Below are 16,641 nucleotides of genomic sequence, written 5' to 3'. Positions count from 1 at the left end.
AGGTCGTGAAGGCTTTGTCATTCCAGAGGAAATCATCATGAGCACCAGCACTGGAGTCCTCATTGTCGGTGGCGGCCTGAATGGTCTCGCGGCCGCCGCGCTGCTCGCCCACCATCGCATCGACTGCATGGTTGTCGAGCGCCATGCCGAAACCTCGATCCAGTACAAGTTCACCGGGATCTCGCCACGCAGCATGGAGATCTTCCGCGGCCTCGGGCTGGAAGCGGAAATCCGCGCCCGGCGCACCGGCGACCAGCAAAGCGGCGGCATCGCCCGGGCGAAGAACCTGGCCGATCCCGAGGTGCAATGGAGCGAGATCGGCTGGCCCGACGCCACGCCTTACAGCCCGACTCAGCCTGCGACCTGCGACCAGAACGTGCTGGAGCCGATCCTGCGGCGCCATGCCGAGCGGCTCGGCGCGACCATGCGCTTCAACACCGAGTTCGAGAGCCTCGAACAGGACGAACGGCAGGTCCGCGCCCGGATTCGCGACCGGGCCAGCGGAGCCGAGGAGACCGTCGCCGCCGACTATCTGATCGTCGCGGACGGCGCCGGCGGCTCGCTGCGCCAGCGCCTCGGCATCGGCGTGAGCGGTCCTGGCATGCTGCAACACTGGATGAACCTGATCTTCGACACCGACCTGCCGCCGACCCTCAGTGGCAAGCGCTTCACCTCCTGCTTTGTCACCGACCTCAACGCCACGCTCACCCCACGCCGCGAAGGGCGCTGGCTGCTGGCGTTGCAGTATTTTCCGGAGAATGGCGACAAGCCGGAGGATTTCGACGCGCGCCGCTGCCACGAACTGGTCGTTCAGGGCGCCGGGCGCCCGGAGGTCAAGGCGGAACTGGTCGATGCGCGCCCCTGGGCGCTGGCCGCCCAGATCGCCGAGCGCTTTCGCGAAGGCCGTTGCTTCCTCATCGGCGATGCGGCGCATCTCATGCCGCCGACCGGCGCCTTCGGCGGCAATTCCGGCATTCACGATGCGCACAACCTCGCCTGGAAGCTGGCCCTGGTCATGCGGGGCGAGGCACGGGCGGAATTGCTCGACAGCTATGATCGGGAGCGCCGCCCGGTGATCGCAGCGACGCTGGCGCAGGCGCTCGCCCGGCTCCAGGCCTGGTTCCGCGACCCGGCTGGGCGCCTGCCGAAACCGCCGCCGATCCTGGCCGATTACGACGTGATCTTCGGCCAACGCTACGATGCCGGAGCCATCCTTCACGAAGGCGCGCCGCCCGAAGCGCCCTTCGAAGCTTTCGCAACACTATCGGGGCAGCCGGGGACGCGCGCGCCGCATCATCAGATCGAGCATGAGGGCAAGGCGCTTTCGCTGCTCGACCTGTTCGACCGCGATTTCGTTCTGCTCAGCCGCGATCCAGCCTGGCACGCGGCTGCCGAGGCGATCCGGGCGGAATACAGCCTGCCGCTCGCCAACTGGAGCCCCGGCGCAGAGGACACGCTCGCCAGCTACGGCATAGGCAGCCGAGGCGCCGTTCTGGTCCGCCCGGACGGCTTCGTGGCGTGGCGGACGCTGGAGCCGGCCGACGATCGGAAGACCACATTGCTCGGCGTCCTCGACCGGATCGGTCTGCGCGCCGAGGCTGGCGGAGAGGTCTGATGAAACCTTCCGCGACGCTGATCACGATACTAGCCATCGAGATCTTGCTGTTTGCCGGAGCCGCGCTGGTCCATGCCGGCGTCCTGATCGGCGGCTATGAGCACGGTCAGGCCAGGACGGCGGAAGGCGTGATCGGAGCCGTGCTCGTTCTCGGCCTGGTCATCTGCCTGCTCAGACCGACGGCAACGCGGGCGACCGCCCTTGCCGTGCAGGGCTTCGCGCTGCTCGGCACGCTGGTCGGTGTCTTCACCATCGCCGTCGGCGTCGGGCCGCAGACGCTGGCGGACAAGGCCTTCCACGGCCTCCTGCTGGTCGTGCTCATCGCCGGGCTGGTTGCCGCCTGGCGCGCGCCTCGCGGCTAGAATTTCGGCGGCCGGCGTTCGAAGAAGGCGGCGATGCCCTCACGAAAATCCGCCGTGCCGGCATTGGCGACGAAGTTCCGCTTCTCCAGGTCGAGCTGCGCATCGAAGGAGCCATGAGTCGCGGCCTGGACCAGCGCTTTGCTTGCCCCTTGCGCGCCCACGCTGCCGCGGGCGAGTTTTTCCGCCATGGCGCGGGCGGTCTCCATCAGCTCGCCAATCGGGACGACCCGATTGACGAGACCCAGCTGGAGCGCGGTTTCGGCCTTCACCGCCTCGTTGAGCAGCACGAATTCCAGCGCCCGTCGCGGGCCCAGCAACTGCGTCAGCGTCCAGGTGGTACCGCCATCAGGGCTGGTGCCGAGCTTGGTGTAAGCGGAGAGGAAGCTTGCATCCTGCGCAGCGACGACGAGGTCGCAGGCGAATGCGAGGCCGACGCCACCGCCAGCGACCGGCCCCTGCACTGCCGCGATCACCGGCTGCGGCATCGCCTTGAGCAGCCGCATCAGCGTATGGAAGCGGTCGATCAGCGTCGCCGCGGTCTGCGGCGCGCCGGGCAGATCGGCCTGAAAGCGGGCGAGATCGCCGCCCGCCATGAAGGAGCGCCCTGCCCCGGCGAGGATGACGGCGCGGATCGATGCATCTGCCGCCAGCCCCGAGAAGGCCGCGACCAAGGCATCGGCCATCGCCTCGTCGAGGACGTTGAGCACCTTGGGGCGGTTCATGGTCACGATAAGGATCGGCCCGTGCCGCTCCGTGATCACCACCTCGCCTGCCGCATCGCTCATCGTGCTGTCCTCATCTCGCCTGCGCCGCAAGTCTCAACCTGGCGCCCTCGTATCGTCGATGACCTTGCCATCGTTCGGCAACGTGCCCGGCCCTACCAGCTCGACCGTGCCGCTCAGCTTGAGGACGTCACGCACCGAAGCTTTCACCGCTACGGCCAGCCCCGGGCTCGGCGCCGCAGCCTCGGCCTTGAAACACATCGCATCGGCCTCGCCGGCTCGCATCACCACCAGCCGGCAGCGGCCGAGCTCCGGATGGCGCGCGGCGACGGCTGCGACCTGCTCGGGCCGAACGAACATGCCCTTGACCTTGGCGGACTGGTCGGCCCGACCGAGCCAGCCGCGGATGCGCTGGTTGGTGCGCCCGCAGGGAGAGAGCCCGGGCAGCGCCGCGGTGAGATCGCCGACGGCGAAGCGGATCAACGGCTTCTTCGGGTCGAGGATGGTGACCGCGATCTCGCCGACCTCGCCTTCCGCCACCGGCTGGCCGGTGCCCGGCCGCAGGATCTCGACGATGATGTCCTCGTTGAGGACGAGGCCTTCGCGGGCCGGGGTCTCGTAGGCGATGACGCCACATTCGGCGGTGGCGTAGCACTGATAGGCCTCGATGCCGCGCGCGCGGAATTCGCCCTGCAGCGAGGGTGGAAAGGCCGCGCCGGAGACCACCGCCCGCTTCAGCGAGGACAGGTCGCGCCCGCGCGCCGCGCCGAGATCGAGCAGGATCTTCAGGAAATCCGGCACGCCGGCATAGAGCGTCGGCCGGTAGGCCTCGATCAAGTCGAGCTGGGCGTCGCTATTGCCGGGGCCGGCAGGGATCACCGCGCAGCCGAGCACGCGCGCCCCCGCATCGAAGCACCAGGCGCCGGGCGTCAGGTGATAGGAGAAGGTGTTGAGCACAATGTCGCGCCAGCCGGCGCCTGTCGCGGCGAGTGCCCGCGCAACCCGCCAGGGATCGTCGTCATGGCCTTCCGGCTCGAAGATCGGCCCCGGCGACATCATCAGCCTGCGATAATCGCTGGGGCGGCCGGGCAACAATCCGCCGAAGGGCGGCTTTCCGCGCTGGGTCGCCGGCAGGTCGGATTTGCGGAGCACCGGCAGTTTGGCGAGGGCCATCCGGTCGGCCAACGCCTCGGGATCGACGCCGCGCAGATGCTTCCGCCAGGCCGGCAGCCGCTGCGCTGCCGCAACCGCCTGCGGCAGGCGCCGGAACAGATCGGCCTCGCGGCGCGCGGGCGCACGAGTTTCCAGGCGGTCGTAGTGCGTGGCCATGATGATCTCTCAAGCCAGCCAGCGCTTGCGGCGCCGGTAGTGCTTGACCGCGTGGTAGTCGACCTTCTCGTGGCCGCCGAGATAGGCGTCGGCGACGTCGGGATTGGCGCTCAGCACGGCAGCCTCGCCGCTCATCAGGATGCGGCCATTCTCGATCAGGTAGCCGTATTGGGCGATCTCCAGCGCCGCCGTCGCGTTCTGCTCGACCAGCAGCACGGCGACGCCGTCGCGCTCGTTGACCCGCCGGACGATGTCGAAGATCTCGTCGACGAGGAAGGGCGCGAGGCCCAGGCTCGGCTCGTCGAGCATCAGGAGCCGCGGCTCGGTCATCAAGGCTCGGGCGATCGCCAGCATCTGCTGCTCGCCGCCCGAGAGATAGCCGGCCTCGGCCTTGGCCCGCTGGGCGAGGCGCGGGAAGGTCTCGAACATCCGGTCGATCAGCGCCGTGACATGGCCGCGCTCGCGATGCATGGTCGCGGCCGCGATCAGGTTTTCCTTCGGCGTCAGATGGCCGAAGACGCGCCGCCCCTCCAGCACATGAACGATGCCGAGGCGCACGCGCTCCGGCGGATCGACCGTGAGGATCGAGCGGCCATCGAAGCTGATCTCGCCGCGCGTGACCGCGCCGCGCTCGGGCTTGAGCAGGCCCGAGATCGACTTCAGCACCGTGCTCTTGCCGGCGCCGTTGGCACCGAGCACAGCGACGAGGCCCTTCTCGGGCACCTCGATAGAGACGCCGCGCACGGCGAGGAAGACCTGATCGTAGACGATCTCGATATTGTTCAGCGCCAGCAACGTCATCGGCCCGATCCGAAAAGGGGCGACGCGGAAGACCCGCGCCGCCCGCGCAGAGTCATTTCCCGGACTTCTTGAACTCTTCCGAGTTCTTGCGGATCTCCTCCCAGACCACGTCCTGGTTGGCGGAGAACCAGTCGGTGATCGGCACGAACTTGGCGCCATCCCAGCGCGCGATCCGGCCCATGCCGCCGCCCTGGTGGTCGTCCTTGGTGATCGTGGTCGGCGGCAGCAGGCCGTCGGCGGTGAAGTTGGTGATCGAACGCAGGCCCTCGTTGAGCCAGGGACCGGTGACCGGGCCGTTCGGCGCCTTCTCGGCCGCCTTGCGCACGCCCTCGACCATCAGCGTCGCCATCTGGACACCGTAGTTGTAATAGGCCGTGCCGACCTTGTTCTCCGGGCCGGCGCCCTTGCCCTTGCCTACGACGTCGGCGAGGATGTCCTTGATCACCTTGGGCTCGCGGCCGCCGACGCAGGGCTCGACTTTCATCACACCCTTGGCCGCCTCGCGCCCGACCACGTCCATGTCGGATTCCGAGAGCCAGACGCTGCCGGAGACCCGATCCATCGGCAGGCCGTTGCGGATCGCCTCGGTCAGCGCCACCGTCTGGCCGACGCCGGCGCCCCAGAAGATCACGAAATCAGGCCGCGCCCGACGCACCTGCGGCCAGATCGCCGACTGGTCGTTGCCCGGCGGCGTATAGGGGAAGGCGGTGAGCTCGTAGCCTTCCTTCTTGGCGAGCACGTTGAGGATCGGCAGCGGCTCCTTGCCGAAGGGCGTGTCGATGTGGACGAAGACGATCTTCTTGCCCTTGAGGCTGCCCTTCTCGGTCTTCTTGAACTGCTCGATGATCAGGCCGGCTTGCGTCCAGTAATTGATCGAGAGCGGCAGCACATAGGGGAAGGCGCTGCCGTCGGCCGCGTCGCTGCGCCCGGAATAGGCGGTGATCATGTTGATCTTGTCTTCGAGCGCGCGCGGCACCAGAGCCCGCGCCACCGGGGTCGAGAGCGGGTCGATCAGGACGGCGCCCTCGCGCTTGCCGCGCTCATAGGCCTCGATCGCGCGCGGCAGGTCATTGGCATGGTCGGTGATATCAGCGACGATCTTGTAGCCGCCGACGCCGCCGCGATCGTTGACCAGCGTGAAGTAGTCGCGCTGGCCCTGGTTATATTCCGAGGTGACGAAGGTGTAGATGCGGGTGAAGTCCTGCGGCAGCGAGAAGCGGACAATCTTCTCCTGGGCGAAGACCTGCATCGGCAAGGCGAGCGGCGCGGCCAGCGCGGCCGAGCCGGCGATGAACGAACGGCGATCGAGCGACATCCTGTTTCCTCCAGCCCTCTTGTTGTTCGAGACACCGTCACCGCTGGGCATGGCGGAACGGCCAGACGAGCAAGTAATTGCGGAAATTGGCGTAGATCTTGGCGAGGCCGAGCGGCTCGTAGAGCAGGAAGCCGATCACCAGTGCGCCATAGGCCATCAGCGGCAGATGGGCGCGCAGGTCGATCGGCAACGACCAGCCGAGCGTTCCGGCGGTGAAGCCGAGCAGGTTGTTGAGCAGGATCGGCGCGAACAGGATCAGCGCCGTGCCGAAGAACGGGCCGAGCACGCTGCCGAGGCCGCCGACGATGATCATCGCCAGGATCTGGATCGAGAGCTCGATATGGAACTGGTCGGGCGAGATCGCCCTGAGATAGGTCACCGCCAGCACCGAGCCGACGACGCCGCCGATGAAGGACGAGACCCAGAAGGCGAGCAGCTTGTAGCGGAAGGTCGAGATGCCGAGGATCTGGGCGGCATAGTCCTTCTCGCGCAGCGCCGCCAGGGCCCGGCCGAAGCTGGTGCGCCGGACATTCAGCATGAACAGGGTGATGACGAAGCAGACGCCGAAAGCGAGGTAGTAGGTCGGCAGATCGCCCTGCAGGGGGATGCCGAGGAACCGCACCGGCGGCACCTGCAAGGTCGCGAGCGAGCCGCCGCTGATCACCGAGGAATGCGAGATGACGAAGTCGACGACGTACTGCATGGCGAGCGTCGCCATCGCCAGATAGATGCCCTTCATGCGCAGGGCCGCGCCGCCGAACATGGTGCCGATGGTGGCGCTGAGCAGGCCGCCGGAGATCATCGCGAGCTCGAGCGGCACGCCAAGGCGGACCAGATGCACCGAGCCATAGGCGCCGATGCCCATCACCGCGCCATAGCCGAGGTGGATCTGGCCGGACCAGCCCATCAGCAGGTTGAGGCCGAGCGCCGCCGAGGTCCAGATCAGCCAGGGCAGCAGGTAGCCGGAGACGTAGAGCCGGTCGAACAGGAAGGGCGCCGCCAGCAGGATGGCGATGACCGCGACAATCAGGCCGCGGTCGAAGCCAAGCGGAAAGAGCTGGCGCTCGTCCTGATAGCGCGTGTGGCGGATGCCGGCGCGACGATAGAACACGGCGTCAGACCCTCTCGATGTGGTGGCGGCCGAACAGGCCGTGCGGCTTGAGCAGGAGCGTCACCAGGATGATCACGGCGGCGACCACGTCGCGCGAGCCGCCGCCGACCAGCGGGTCGAGCACGCCTGTGGCGAGGCTCTCGGCGACGCCGACGATGACGCCGGCGACGAGCACGCCCGGGATCGAGTCGAGGCCGCCGAGGATGGCGATGGCGAGCGCCTTGATCAGCAGCAGCGAGAGCGACCAGTCGATGCCCTGTGTGCTGCCCCAGAGCACGCCGGCGGCGGTGGCGGAGACGGCGGCGAGGCCCCAGGCGACGGCGATCGCGCGCTCGACCCTGATGCCGACCGACCAGGAGGCGGTCTGGTCGTCGGCGACGGCGCGCATCACCACGCCGAAGCGCGAATTGAAGAAGAACAGAGAGAGCAGGATCAGCAGCAGCGAGATCGAGCCGCCGATCATCGTCGAGCGATTGAGCAGGAGCTCGCCGACGAAAAGCGGCTGCTGCGGCATGCCGATGTCGAGACGCTTCACCGCCGCGCCGAAGACGCCGGGCAGGAGCCCGCGCAGCATGATCTCGACGCCGAGCGTCAGCATGATCGTCATGATCACCGGCTGGCCGATCATCCGGCGCAGCGCGACGCGCTCCAGCAGGAGGCCAAAGCCGAACATGCCGACGAGCGCAGCGGGAATAGCCAGCCAGATCGGCAGGCCGACGAGGGTGGCGAGCGCCCAGGTGACGTAGCCGCCGGTCATGGCGATCGCGCCCTGAGCGAGATTGGCGGTGCCGGAGGTCTTGTAGATCAGCACGATGCCGAGCGAGACCAGCGCGTACATCAGGCCGACAAAGACGCCGTTGGCCGAGAGTTCCGCGAGCAGGATCCAGTCCATCAGGGATTCCTCCGCGAAGGACGAGCGGCCGCGAGAACCCCTCCCCCTTGTGGGGAGGGGCAGGGGTGGGGGTTGAAAAGCCGGAGCGATCGGCGGGGCTTCACAGCACCGTCGCTGCTGCCAGCCTCCATTTCCTGCTGCCGGGTACCAAGCGGCACCACCCCCATCCCCGACCCTTCCCCACAAGGGGGAAGGGAGGAGTTCGGGCGATCAGCGTTGCGCAGAGAGTCCATCAGGCGACGACCTCACTGATCTTGAGCGTCCGTCGGATCACGCCGCGCTCCCCGTTCTCATAGGCGATGGTGGCGTCGAACACGGTCTCGGTCGCCCCGCTGTAAAGCGCCTCGATCAGCGAGGCGTAGGTCGTCTCGATGGTGTTGCGGCGCAGCTTGCGGGTGCGGGTGATCTCGCCGTCGTCGGCGTCGAAATCCTTGTGCAGATTGGAGAAGCGCCGCACGCGCAGGCCTTCCGGCTGCGTGCCGTTGACGTGCCCGACCACCTTGCCGATCAGCGCCTGCACCTCGGGCCGCTGCGAAAGCTCGGCATAGGAGGTGTAGGAGATGCCGCGCTCCTCGGCCCAGTGGCCGACCGCGTCGAAATCGATGCAGACGATCGCCGTGAGCTGGTCGCGCCCGGCGCCGATCACCGCGACATTGCGGATATAGGGGCTGAACTTCAGCCGGTTCTCGATGAAGTTCGGGATGTAGCGCTCGCCCGAGGCGGTGCGCACGACCTCGCTGACGCGGCCGAGCACGACGAGCTGGCCATCCTCGTCGATGCGCCCGGCATCGCCGGTGTGCAGCCAGCCGTCGACCAGCGCCTTGGCGCTGCTGTCGGGGTCGTCATAGTAGCCGTCGACCACCGACGAGGAGCGCACCAGGATCTCGCCGCTGTCGTCGATCCTGATCTCGCTACCATCCATCGGGCGGCCGACCGTGTGGAGCTTGACCTGCCCTTCGGTCTGCGCCGCCGTCAGCGCGCAGGTCTCGGTCTGGCCGTAGAACTGCTTGAGCTTGATGCCGAGCGCCCGGAAGAACAGGAAGGTGTCCTCGCCGAGCGCCTCGCCGCCGGTGAAGGCGCGCTCGGCCCGGCCGAGCCCGAGATGGTCACGCAACGGCGCATAGACGAGGATGTTGCCGACCGCGTCGAGCAGCTTCTCCGTCAGCGTCAGCGAGCCGCCGGACAGGCGCTTGCGCTCGAAGCCGACGGCGCGCTCCATCGTGGTCTCGAACAGCCAGCGCTTGAACGGCGTCGAGTTCTTCATGCCAACCTGGACGCGGGTCAGCATCTGGTCCCAGGCGCGCGGCGCGGCGAGATAGAAGGTCGGCGAGACCTCGCGCAGGTCGCGCATCACCGTTTCCTGGCGCTCGGGGATGTTGATCGTCGCCGCCATCATCATGCCGGCGCCGAGCGTGAAGACGAAGTCGCCGACCCAGGCGGTGGGCAGATAGGCGTAGAGTTCCTCGTGCTTGTGGAAATAGCCGCTCGCCCTGGCATTGAGCAGGCCGCCGGTGACGTTGCGATGGCGCAGCGGGATGCCCTTGGGCAGGCCGGTCGTGCCGGAGGAATGCAGCAGCACCGAGATGTCGTCGGCCTGCGGTTCGTCGACGAAGCGCCTGATGAGACTAGGCTCGCGCGCCAGCCGCTCGCGCCCCTTCGCCACCAGCGCATCGAGCGACATCAGCCCGGGCAGATCGTAGCCGTCGAGGCCGCGCTCGTCGTCATAGAGGATGGTGGCGACGCGCCCGGTCGCGGCCCGGAGCTGCAGCAGCTTGTCGACCTGCTCCTGGTCCTCGGCGATGCCGACGGGCGGCGCGCCGTGCCGGGTCGCGACGATCAGTTCCTCCAGGGGCACGTCCGGAAAGACCGGCGAGGGAAAGGCACGCAGCATGTTGGCGGCGAGCATGGCGTAATAGAGCCGCGGGCGGTTGTCGCCGATCACGGTCATCGCGGCGCCCGCGACCAGCCCGGCCTCCTCGAGCCCGGCCGCCATGGCGGCGATCTCCGCGAAGACCTCGCGCCAGTTCTGTTCCTGCCAGATGCCGTAGCGCCGCTCGCGGAAGGCGACGCGATCGCCGAACTCGGCGGCATTGCGGGCGAGTGCTGCGATCAGCGTCGCCGGCTCGCCATTGGCCGCGATCGGCCAATGGGCGCCCTCCCCGATCTTGCCCGGAGCCACCGTCATGCCGCGCTCCCGGCCTGATGGCGCTTGGCCGCGCGCTCGCCGAGATAGGCGCTGACCACGCTTGGATGCGAGATCGCCGCCTGCGGCTCGCCTTCCGAAATCACCTCGCCATAGCTCAGGACGACGACGCGGTCGCAGATCGAGGTGACCACATCCATGTGGTGCTCGATGATCAGGGTGGTGACGCCGTGCGCCTCGCGCGCATCGAGGATGAAGCGGGCGATGTATTCCTTCTCCTCCTGGTTCATGCCGGCCATCGGCTCGTCCAGGATCAGCAGGCGCGGCTCGGCGACGAGAGCGCGCGCCAGCTCGACGCGCTTTTGTAGGCCGAGCGGGATGACCTCGACCGGCTCGTCGCGGATGTCCTGGAGCTGCATGAACTCGATCATCTCTTCGACGACACGCCGGTGCGCCAGCTCCTCGCGCTCCGCCCACCACCAGTAGAACAGCGACCCGAGCGCGCTCGGCTTCATGTGGGTGTGGCGGCCGATGAGGATGTTGTCGAGGACGCTCATGCCCTTGAACAGGGCCAGGTTCTGGAAGGTGCGGGCGACGCCGCGGGCGGCAACGCGATGCGGCTTCAGCGCGGTGATGTCCTCGCCGAACAGGCTGACCTTGCCGGCGTTGGGCGGGTAGAAGCCGGTGATCACGTTGACCATGGTGGTCTTGCCGGAGCCGTTCGGGCCGACGAGGCCGAGGATCTCGCCCTGGCGGACGTCGAGCGAGACGCCCTTCAGCGCCCGCAGGCCACCGAAGACGCGCTCGATCCCTGTGCAGGACAGCGCGACGGGCGCGCCTGCAACGCTCGCGGCGGGGCGGTATTGAACCTCATTCATTCGAGACACCCGCAACGGCCGGCCGGAAGGCCGCAATCGACGACCCCAACCGTGATATCTGCGGGCGCCCGGCGCGCATGCGGCGCCGCCGCGCGTACGGCGTTGACTCCCACGGCATCCTCCCCGGCTGCGCTGGCTTGTTGGCTCAATAGGCGTCAGCTCGATACAGCTAATGAATAGAATTCATCTCTTGCTGTCAACTCTCCGGACATTCGGATTCCACCCTGTCGGCAGCTGCGAATTTTCGCACGAGCACCCCGGGAGTACCCCGTTCGCGCCGGCCAGTGCGCCACCATTGACACCCATCCCCGTCGAACAACTCAATGAATTCAACTCAGCCCACCAACCCGGTATCAGCCCGGCACGACAGGCGCGCGGCATCAGCCAGCGCCGCCTCGTATTCGTCGGCCAATCGCCGGCAGAGATCGGCCGCGACAGGCAGGTCATCGATCGCGCCGACGCCCTGCCCGGCTGCCCAGATATCGCGCCAGGCCTTGGCTTCCGTCGCGCCGAAATCATAGCTCGCCGGCTTGCTGAGATCGTCGGGATCGCGCCCCGCCGCCAGGATGCTCGGGCGCAGGAAATTGCCATGCACGCCGCTGATCGCGGGAGTGTAGACGATGTCGGCGGCCGATGCGTCGAGCAGCATGCCGCGCAGCGCCTGCGGCGCCAGACTCTCCTGCGTCGCCATGAAACGCGTACCGAGATAGGCCATGTCCGCGCCCGCCATCCGGGCAGCCGCGATCTGCGCGCCATTGCTCAGCGCTCCGCCGAGCACGAGCGTGCCGCCGAAGATGCGGCGGATATCGGCCAATGCAGCGAAGGGATTGAGCGGCCCAGCATGGCCGCCAGCCCCGGCCGAGACCGCGATCAACCCGTCGACCCCGGCGTCGGCCGCCTTGGCGGCGAAGGCGAGATTGATCACGTCATGGAAGACCAATCCGCCATAGCTGTGCACGGCCTTGATCAGGTCGCGATTGAGACCGAGCGAGGTGATGACCAGCGGCACCTTGCGCTCGATGACGACGGCAAGATCGGCCTCCAGCCGCGGGTTGCTGCGATGGACCACCAGGTTGACGCCGAAGGGCGCAGCCCCGTCCGCACCATCCAGCCGCCCGGCGACCTCGTCGAGCCAGTCGGCGAAACCAGCCGTGGTCCGTTGGTTGAGCGCCGGGAAGCTGCCGACGACGCCATTCCGGCAGCAGGAGACGACGAGATCCGGCCCCGAGATCAGGAACATCGGCGCAGCGATGACGGGAACGCGCAGGCGTCCGGCAAAAGCGGCAGGCAGCGGCAAGGATCCCTCCCCTAGCGATGCGATATCCGGCCGCAACGCAAGACGGCGCGGCACAGAATCAATGAATGCGACTTATCAAGTCCTCGGCGAACGCCGCAGCCGACAGAACGCGGCACCGTCTCCCGAACCGGATCTCCGCCGACAATGCCCCGACCGGCCTTCCGGCGTACCTCGCGTTCCCGCTTGCGGCGCGATAGTGATGAATGATATTTATTAGCGTAGCGCCGGCTTGGCCTTGCGCAACACCCTCGACCGGTTCTACGAGCCCCGCCAGCGCGCAGCCGCTTCGTCTCAGCAAGGATCATCGATGCCGCCCCGCACTGCCCTGAAGCGCCAGGTCAACCGGCTCCCGCCCGAGCGGCGCATTTCCGACATCATGGCCGCCGCCAAGGAGGTCTTTGTCGAGAAGGGCTACAACGACGCGCTGATCACCGACATCGCGCTGCGCGCCGGCGTGGTCGAAGGCAGCATCTATCGCTTCTTCGCCAACAAGCGCGAATTGCTGGTCAAGGTCGTCGAGCACTGGTTCGAGGAGATGCTGCGCGACGACGCCGAGCAGTTCGCCGCGGTGCGCGGCAGCTGGAACCAGATCCGCTTCATCGTCTACACGCACCTGACCTCGATCCATCGCGATCCGGCGCTGTCGCGGCTGATGTTCCAGGAAATCCGCCCGGCGCCCGACTATCGCGGCTCGCATCTGTTCGAGCTGAACCGCGCCTACACAAATCGCCTGGTCGACGTGGTCAGAGCCGGCATTGCCGCTGGCGACCTGCGGCCCGAGACTTCGCCGAGCCTGGTGCGCGACCTCGTCTTCGGCTGCATCGAGCATCGCACCTGGGCCTTCCTGCGTGGCGAAGGCGATTTCGACCCGGCCGAGATGGCTGATGCGATCACCAACCTGGTCCATCATGGCCTGGGACTTGGCGATGAGCCGGTTTCCCCGATGGAGAGCGTGGTCGCCCGGCTGGAGACGGCGACGGCCCGGCTCGAGGCTGCTGCCGGAATCATCCCGGCGAAGCCCGCTTCCGCTCGGCCGCGCTGAGATCATCACCTAGCCGCCCGTGCTGCCCGGGCCATCGAAGAAGGCCGGGCGCGGGATCGTCCAGGTCTCGCCCCAGAGCTGCGCGCCGCCAGCGACATTGAGCACCTCGCCGGTGACATAGGCGGCCGCCGGGCCGCACAGATAGGCGCAGGCCTCCGCCACCTCCCAAGTCGTCGCGGTACGCATCATCGGATTGGAGCGCGGATAGGCCTTGATCTGCTCGGGAGCATAGACGCGCCAGCCCGGCGTCTCGATCGCACCCGGCGCGATGCAGTTCACCCGGATGCCGAGCGGCGCCCACTCCACCGCCAGAGCCTGGGTCAGGCCGACCACGCCGGCGCGCGCCGCGATGGTATGGGCGACGCCGTGCAGGCCCTGGCGCGTCACCACCACGATCGAGACGATGCTGCCCGGCCGCTTGGCATCGCGCCAGCGCCGGGCGGCCTCCTGCATCATGTACCAGGTGCCGTTGAGATTGGTGTCGACGACAGCGTTCCAGCCCTTCGTCGAAAAGTCGATGGCCGCCTGCGGGAACTGGCCGCCGGCGCTGTTGACGAGGATGTCGATGCCGCCGAATTCGCCGGCGATCCAGTCGTGCAGCGCTGCAATGGTCGCGGGATCGCGGACATTTACTGTCCTGCCCGCAGCCTTCAGGCCAGCGGCGCGCATCGCCTCAGCCGCCGCCTCCAGCCTGCCCTCGTCGCGCCCGGCGATGATGACCTGCGCACCAATCCGGCCGAGCAGCCAGGCGGTGGCGCGGCCGATGCCACCGGCGCCGCCGGAGATCAGGACGGTCTTGCCGGCGAACGCGTCAGGTCCATAGACCGTCGGCAACACGGCGAGATCGGCGTCATCCAGCCCAAGCTCGCTGGGATCGATGACTGGCTCAGCCATGGCGATCCATCCCCTTCAGCAATTCGCCGGCGATGATCATCTTGCGCACCTCGGTGGTGCCGGCACCGATCTCGAGCAGCTTGGTGCTGCGGAAGAGCCGGTTGATCTCCGATTCCCAGATATAGCCGGCGCCGCCATGGACCTGCACGGCCTTGTCGAGGACATCGTGGCAGGCCTGCGCCGCATACATCACCGAGGCCGCGGTCAGGCGATGGATATCACCACGCCCGCCGCCGCCGACTTCGAGCGGCGCCGCCTCGGCCAGGGTGCGGTAGCTGAAGCTGCGCATGGTCTCGACCAGCACATACATCTCGGCCAGCATCGACTGGACCATCTGGAAGGCGCCGATCGGCTTGCCGAACTGCTTGCGCGTCTTGGCGTAGTCGATCGAGAGCTCGAGCGCCCGCTCGGCGACGCCGAGGCAGAGCGGCGAGATCATCGCCCGCTCCAGGTCGAGCCCACTCATCACGATGGCGACGCCCTGGTTCTCGGCACCGACGAGATTGGCGACCGGAACGCGGCAATCCTCGAACAGCAGTTCCGCCGTCTGGCTGCCGCGATAGCCCATCTTCACCAGCTTCTGCGCCACCTTGAAGCCGGGGAAATCCTTCTCGACGATGAAGGCGGAGATGCCGTGGGCGCCGCGCTCCTTGTCGGTCTTGGCATAGACCAGCAGCACGTCGGCGACCGGGCCGTTGGTGATGAAGATCTTGCTGCCGTTGAGGATGTAGTGGTCGCCCTTGCGGCGGGCGGTGGTGCGCATCGAGCCGAGCGCATCCGAGCCCGCCCCCGGCTCGGTCAGGCCGAGCGCGCCGATCGTCTTGCCCGAGCAGAGATCGGGCAGATAGCGGCGGCGCTGCTCTTCGTTGCCGTTGCGATAGATGTTGTTGGCGCAGAGATTGTCATGGGCGACGACCGAGAGCGCCATGGCGTGGTTCCAGCGGCTGAAACCCTGCAGGACCAGCCCGGCCTGAAGCAGGTCGAGCCCCGCCCCGCCATATTGCTCGGGGATCGTCGCGCCGAGGAAGCCATTGGCGCCGATCTGGCGGAAGGCCTCGTCCGGCCACCACTCCTCGTCGTCCATGCGCTGCGACAGCGAATAGAGCTCGGCGCGGGCATAGCGGTCGGCGCCGTCGAGGATCGCATTCTGCTCCTCGTCGAGACCGAAGGCATTGGCGCGGTTGCTACCGTTCACGGCGTTCACGTCGATCTCCTCCCTCGCCTCGTCACGCAGCGGTGCGGGCATCGCACCATTCGGTGCCTCGATCTTATTGAGCCTATTTCATCAGCGACGCACGACGCTGTCAACGCACGGCTGACCCGGCACAATCGGATAATCCATTTGAGCACTGTTTCACATACTCCGCTTCGAGAACGGCTATTGACAGCTCAAATGAATTGAAATCATTTATTCAGCGAAGGCTCCCTCAGCGAGCCACGCAGGGATGGAACCGTGAGCGAAGAGGTCATCACCCGACGCGAAGGCGCGGCGCTGGTCGTCACGATCAATCGCGAGAGCCGCCGCAACGCCCTGAACGAGGCGGTCGCCGAGGGCATCGTCGCCGCGCTCGATGCGGCCGAGGCCGACCCCGAGGTGCGCGCTGTCATCCTGACCGGGGCCGGCGACAAGGCCTTCTGCGCCGGCGGCGACCTCAAGCCGAACGCCGACGGAACGCCCTTCACCATCGAGGCGGCCGATCCTCGCCACTACGTCGCCCGGCTGCTGCGCCGGATGGATGCCTGCCGGCTGCCATTGGTGGCGCGGGTCAACGGCCACGCGCTCGCCGGCGGCTTCGGGCTGATCTGCGCCTGCGATCTCGTGGTGGCGCGCGACGACGCCCTGCTCGGGGTGACCGAAGTCAAGGTCGGGCTCTTCCCGATGATGATCCTGCCCTATCTGATGCGGGTTCTGCCCTATCGCCGCCTGATGGAGCTCTGCCTGACCGGCGAGACCATTCGGGCGGGCGATCCCGAAGCCGGCGCTATCGTCAACTACGCGGTCCCGGCGGGCGAGCTCGATGCCAAGACGGATTGGCTCGTCGGCCGGCTCGTCGACAAGTCGCCGACCGGCATCCGCCTGGGCAAGCAGAGCCTCGCCAAGATCAGGGAGATGTCGACCGACGCGGCGCTCGAATACGCCCAGTTCATGCTGGCCAACATGGCCCGCACCGAGGATGCACGCGAGGGCTTCGCCGCCTTCGCGGAAAAGCGTCCGCCGGCCTGGACCGGGCGGTGAGCGC

General features: G+C 67.6%; 15 protein-coding genes. 4 read left to right on the top strand and 11 right to left on the bottom strand.

Annotated features, from left to right (window positions below; translation table 11 throughout):
* The first annotated feature begins 37 nt into the window (after window positions 1-37).
* Entirely contained in the window at window positions 38-1,615 is a 1,578-nt protein-coding gene (locus tag AC3WLC_RS21130; protein WP_493685880.1) for an FAD-dependent monooxygenase, read from the top strand.
* Window positions 1,615-1,977: a hypothetical protein gene (locus AC3WLC_RS21125; RefSeq protein WP_493685879.1), complete on the top strand. Its 363-nt coding sequence runs from the start codon at window positions 1,615-1,617 to the stop codon at window positions 1,975-1,977. The genes AC3WLC_RS21130 and AC3WLC_RS21125 overlap by 1 nt, the downstream gene beginning before the upstream one ends.
* On the opposite strand, the gene AC3WLC_RS21120 is transcribed toward AC3WLC_RS21125, so the two are convergent.
* The 9 genes from AC3WLC_RS21120 to AC3WLC_RS21080 form a co-directional block, all read right to left on the bottom strand.
* The gene (locus AC3WLC_RS21120) at window positions 1,974-2,762 is read right to left on the bottom strand and encodes an enoyl-CoA hydratase/isomerase family protein (RefSeq protein ID WP_493685878.1); all 789 of its coding nucleotides are present in this window, start codon (window positions 2,760-2,762) and stop codon (window positions 1,974-1,976) included. The genes AC3WLC_RS21125 and AC3WLC_RS21120 overlap by 4 nt on opposite strands.
* A gap of 33 nt (window positions 2,763-2,795) precedes the next feature.
* Window positions 2,796-4,028, bottom strand: a complete 1,233-nt coding sequence (locus tag AC3WLC_RS21115; RefSeq protein ID WP_493685877.1) for a phenylacetate--CoA ligase family protein — start codon at window positions 4,026-4,028, stop codon at window positions 2,796-2,798.
* Between the two features lie 9 nt (window positions 4,029-4,037).
* Window positions 4,038-4,829, bottom strand: coding sequence for an ABC transporter ATP-binding protein (locus AC3WLC_RS21110; protein ID WP_493685876.1), 792 nt, complete (start codon window positions 4,827-4,829; stop codon window positions 4,038-4,040).
* A 52-nt stretch (window positions 4,830-4,881) separates the two neighbouring features.
* Window positions 4,882-6,144: an ABC transporter substrate-binding protein gene (locus tag AC3WLC_RS21105; RefSeq protein ID WP_493685875.1), complete on the bottom strand. Its 1,263-nt coding sequence runs from the start codon at window positions 6,142-6,144 to the stop codon at window positions 4,882-4,884.
* A 37-nt stretch (window positions 6,145-6,181) separates the two neighbouring features.
* Window positions 6,182-7,255 (bottom strand): branched-chain amino acid ABC transporter permease, encoded by a 1,074-nt coding sequence (locus tag AC3WLC_RS21100; RefSeq protein WP_493685874.1) that lies wholly within the window; start codon window positions 7,253-7,255, stop codon window positions 6,182-6,184.
* Window positions 7,256-7,259: 4 nt separating this feature from the next.
* Window positions 7,260-8,147: a branched-chain amino acid ABC transporter permease gene (locus AC3WLC_RS21095; RefSeq protein ID WP_493685873.1), complete on the bottom strand. Its 888-nt coding sequence runs from the start codon at window positions 8,145-8,147 to the stop codon at window positions 7,260-7,262.
* Between the two features lie 232 nt (window positions 8,148-8,379).
* Window positions 8,380-10,332, bottom strand: coding sequence for an AMP-dependent synthetase/ligase (locus AC3WLC_RS21090; RefSeq protein WP_493685872.1), 1,953 nt, complete (start codon window positions 10,330-10,332; stop codon window positions 8,380-8,382).
* Window positions 10,329-11,168, bottom strand: a complete 840-nt coding sequence (locus AC3WLC_RS21085) for an ABC transporter ATP-binding protein (RefSeq protein ID WP_493685871.1) — start codon at window positions 11,166-11,168, stop codon at window positions 10,329-10,331. The genes AC3WLC_RS21090 and AC3WLC_RS21085 overlap by 4 nt, the downstream gene beginning before the upstream one ends.
* 334 nt (window positions 11,169-11,502) lie before the next feature.
* Window positions 11,503-12,465, bottom strand: a complete 963-nt coding sequence (locus tag AC3WLC_RS21080; protein WP_493685870.1) for an NAD(P)H-dependent flavin oxidoreductase — start codon at window positions 12,463-12,465, stop codon at window positions 11,503-11,505.
* Between the two features lie 307 nt (window positions 12,466-12,772).
* Between AC3WLC_RS21080 and AC3WLC_RS21075 the strand changes: the two genes are divergently transcribed.
* A complete protein-coding gene (locus tag AC3WLC_RS21075; RefSeq protein ID WP_493685869.1) occupies window positions 12,773-13,507 on the top strand; it encodes a TetR/AcrR family transcriptional regulator in 735 nt (244 codons plus the stop codon).
* A gap of 9 nt (window positions 13,508-13,516) precedes the next feature.
* Here the strand turns inward: AC3WLC_RS21075 and AC3WLC_RS21070 are convergent, their stop codons facing one another.
* Together AC3WLC_RS21070 and AC3WLC_RS21065 are read right to left on the bottom strand one after the other, a co-directional pair.
* Complete coding sequence (locus AC3WLC_RS21070; protein ID WP_493685868.1) at window positions 13,517-14,401, bottom strand: SDR family oxidoreductase; 885 nt, start codon at window positions 14,399-14,401, stop codon at window positions 13,517-13,519.
* Complete coding sequence (locus tag AC3WLC_RS21065) at window positions 14,394-15,647, bottom strand: acyl-CoA dehydrogenase family protein (protein WP_493685867.1); 1,254 nt, start codon at window positions 15,645-15,647, stop codon at window positions 14,394-14,396. Before AC3WLC_RS21065 ends, AC3WLC_RS21070 begins: the two co-directional genes overlap by 8 nt.
* Before the next feature lie 207 nt (window positions 15,648-15,854).
* Here AC3WLC_RS21065 and AC3WLC_RS21060 point away from each other — a divergent pair, with 207 nt between their 5' ends.
* The gene (locus tag AC3WLC_RS21060) at window positions 15,855-16,637 is read left to right on the top strand and encodes an enoyl-CoA hydratase-related protein (protein ID WP_493685866.1); all 783 of its coding nucleotides are present in this window, start codon (window positions 15,855-15,857) and stop codon (window positions 16,635-16,637) included.
* Window positions 16,638-16,641 lie beyond the last annotated feature (4 nt).

The sequence above is a fragment of the Allobosea sp. GW821-FHT03A12 genome (assembly GCF_058986765.1).
This window is presented reverse-complemented; position numbering and strand designations above follow the sequence as displayed.

What these genes read in the sequence shown, in the direction of transcription:
- AC3WLC_RS21130 (WP_493685880.1), top strand. Translation starts at nt 38, where the DNA reads ATGAGCACCAGCACTGGAGTCCTCATTGTCGGTGGCGGCCTGAATGGT.
- AC3WLC_RS21125 (WP_493685879.1), top strand. Translation starts at nt 1,615, where the DNA reads ATGAAACCTTCCGCGACGCTGATCACGATACTAGCCATCGAGATCTTG.
- AC3WLC_RS21120 (WP_493685878.1), bottom strand. Translation starts at nt 2,762, where the DNA reads ATGAGCGATGCGGCAGGCGAGGTGGTGATCACGGAGCGGCACGGGCCG.
- AC3WLC_RS21115 (WP_493685877.1), bottom strand. Translation starts at nt 4,028, where the DNA reads ATGGCCACGCACTACGACCGCCTGGAAACTCGTGCGCCCGCGCGCCGC.
- AC3WLC_RS21110 (WP_493685876.1), bottom strand. Translation starts at nt 4,829, where the DNA reads ATGACGTTGCTGGCGCTGAACAATATCGAGATCGTCTACGATCAGGTC.
- AC3WLC_RS21105 (WP_493685875.1), bottom strand. Translation starts at nt 6,144, where the DNA reads ATGTCGCTCGATCGCCGTTCGTTCATCGCCGGCTCGGCCGCGCTGGCC.
- AC3WLC_RS21095 (WP_493685873.1), bottom strand. Translation starts at nt 8,147, where the DNA reads ATGGACTGGATCCTGCTCGCGGAACTCTCGGCCAACGGCGTCTTTGTC.
- AC3WLC_RS21090 (WP_493685872.1), bottom strand. Translation starts at nt 10,332, where the DNA reads ATGACGGTGGCTCCGGGCAAGATCGGGGAGGGCGCCCATTGGCCGATC.
- AC3WLC_RS21085 (WP_493685871.1), bottom strand. Translation starts at nt 11,168, where the DNA reads ATGAATGAGGTTCAATACCGCCCCGCCGCGAGCGTTGCAGGCGCGCCC.
- AC3WLC_RS21075 (WP_493685869.1), top strand. Translation starts at nt 12,773, where the DNA reads ATGCCGCCCCGCACTGCCCTGAAGCGCCAGGTCAACCGGCTCCCGCCC.
- AC3WLC_RS21070 (WP_493685868.1), bottom strand. Translation starts at nt 14,401, where the DNA reads ATGGCTGAGCCAGTCATCGATCCCAGCGAGCTTGGGCTGGATGACGCC.
- AC3WLC_RS21065 (WP_493685867.1), bottom strand. Translation starts at nt 15,647, where the DNA reads ATGCCCGCACCGCTGCGTGACGAGGCGAGGGAGGAGATCGACGTGAAC.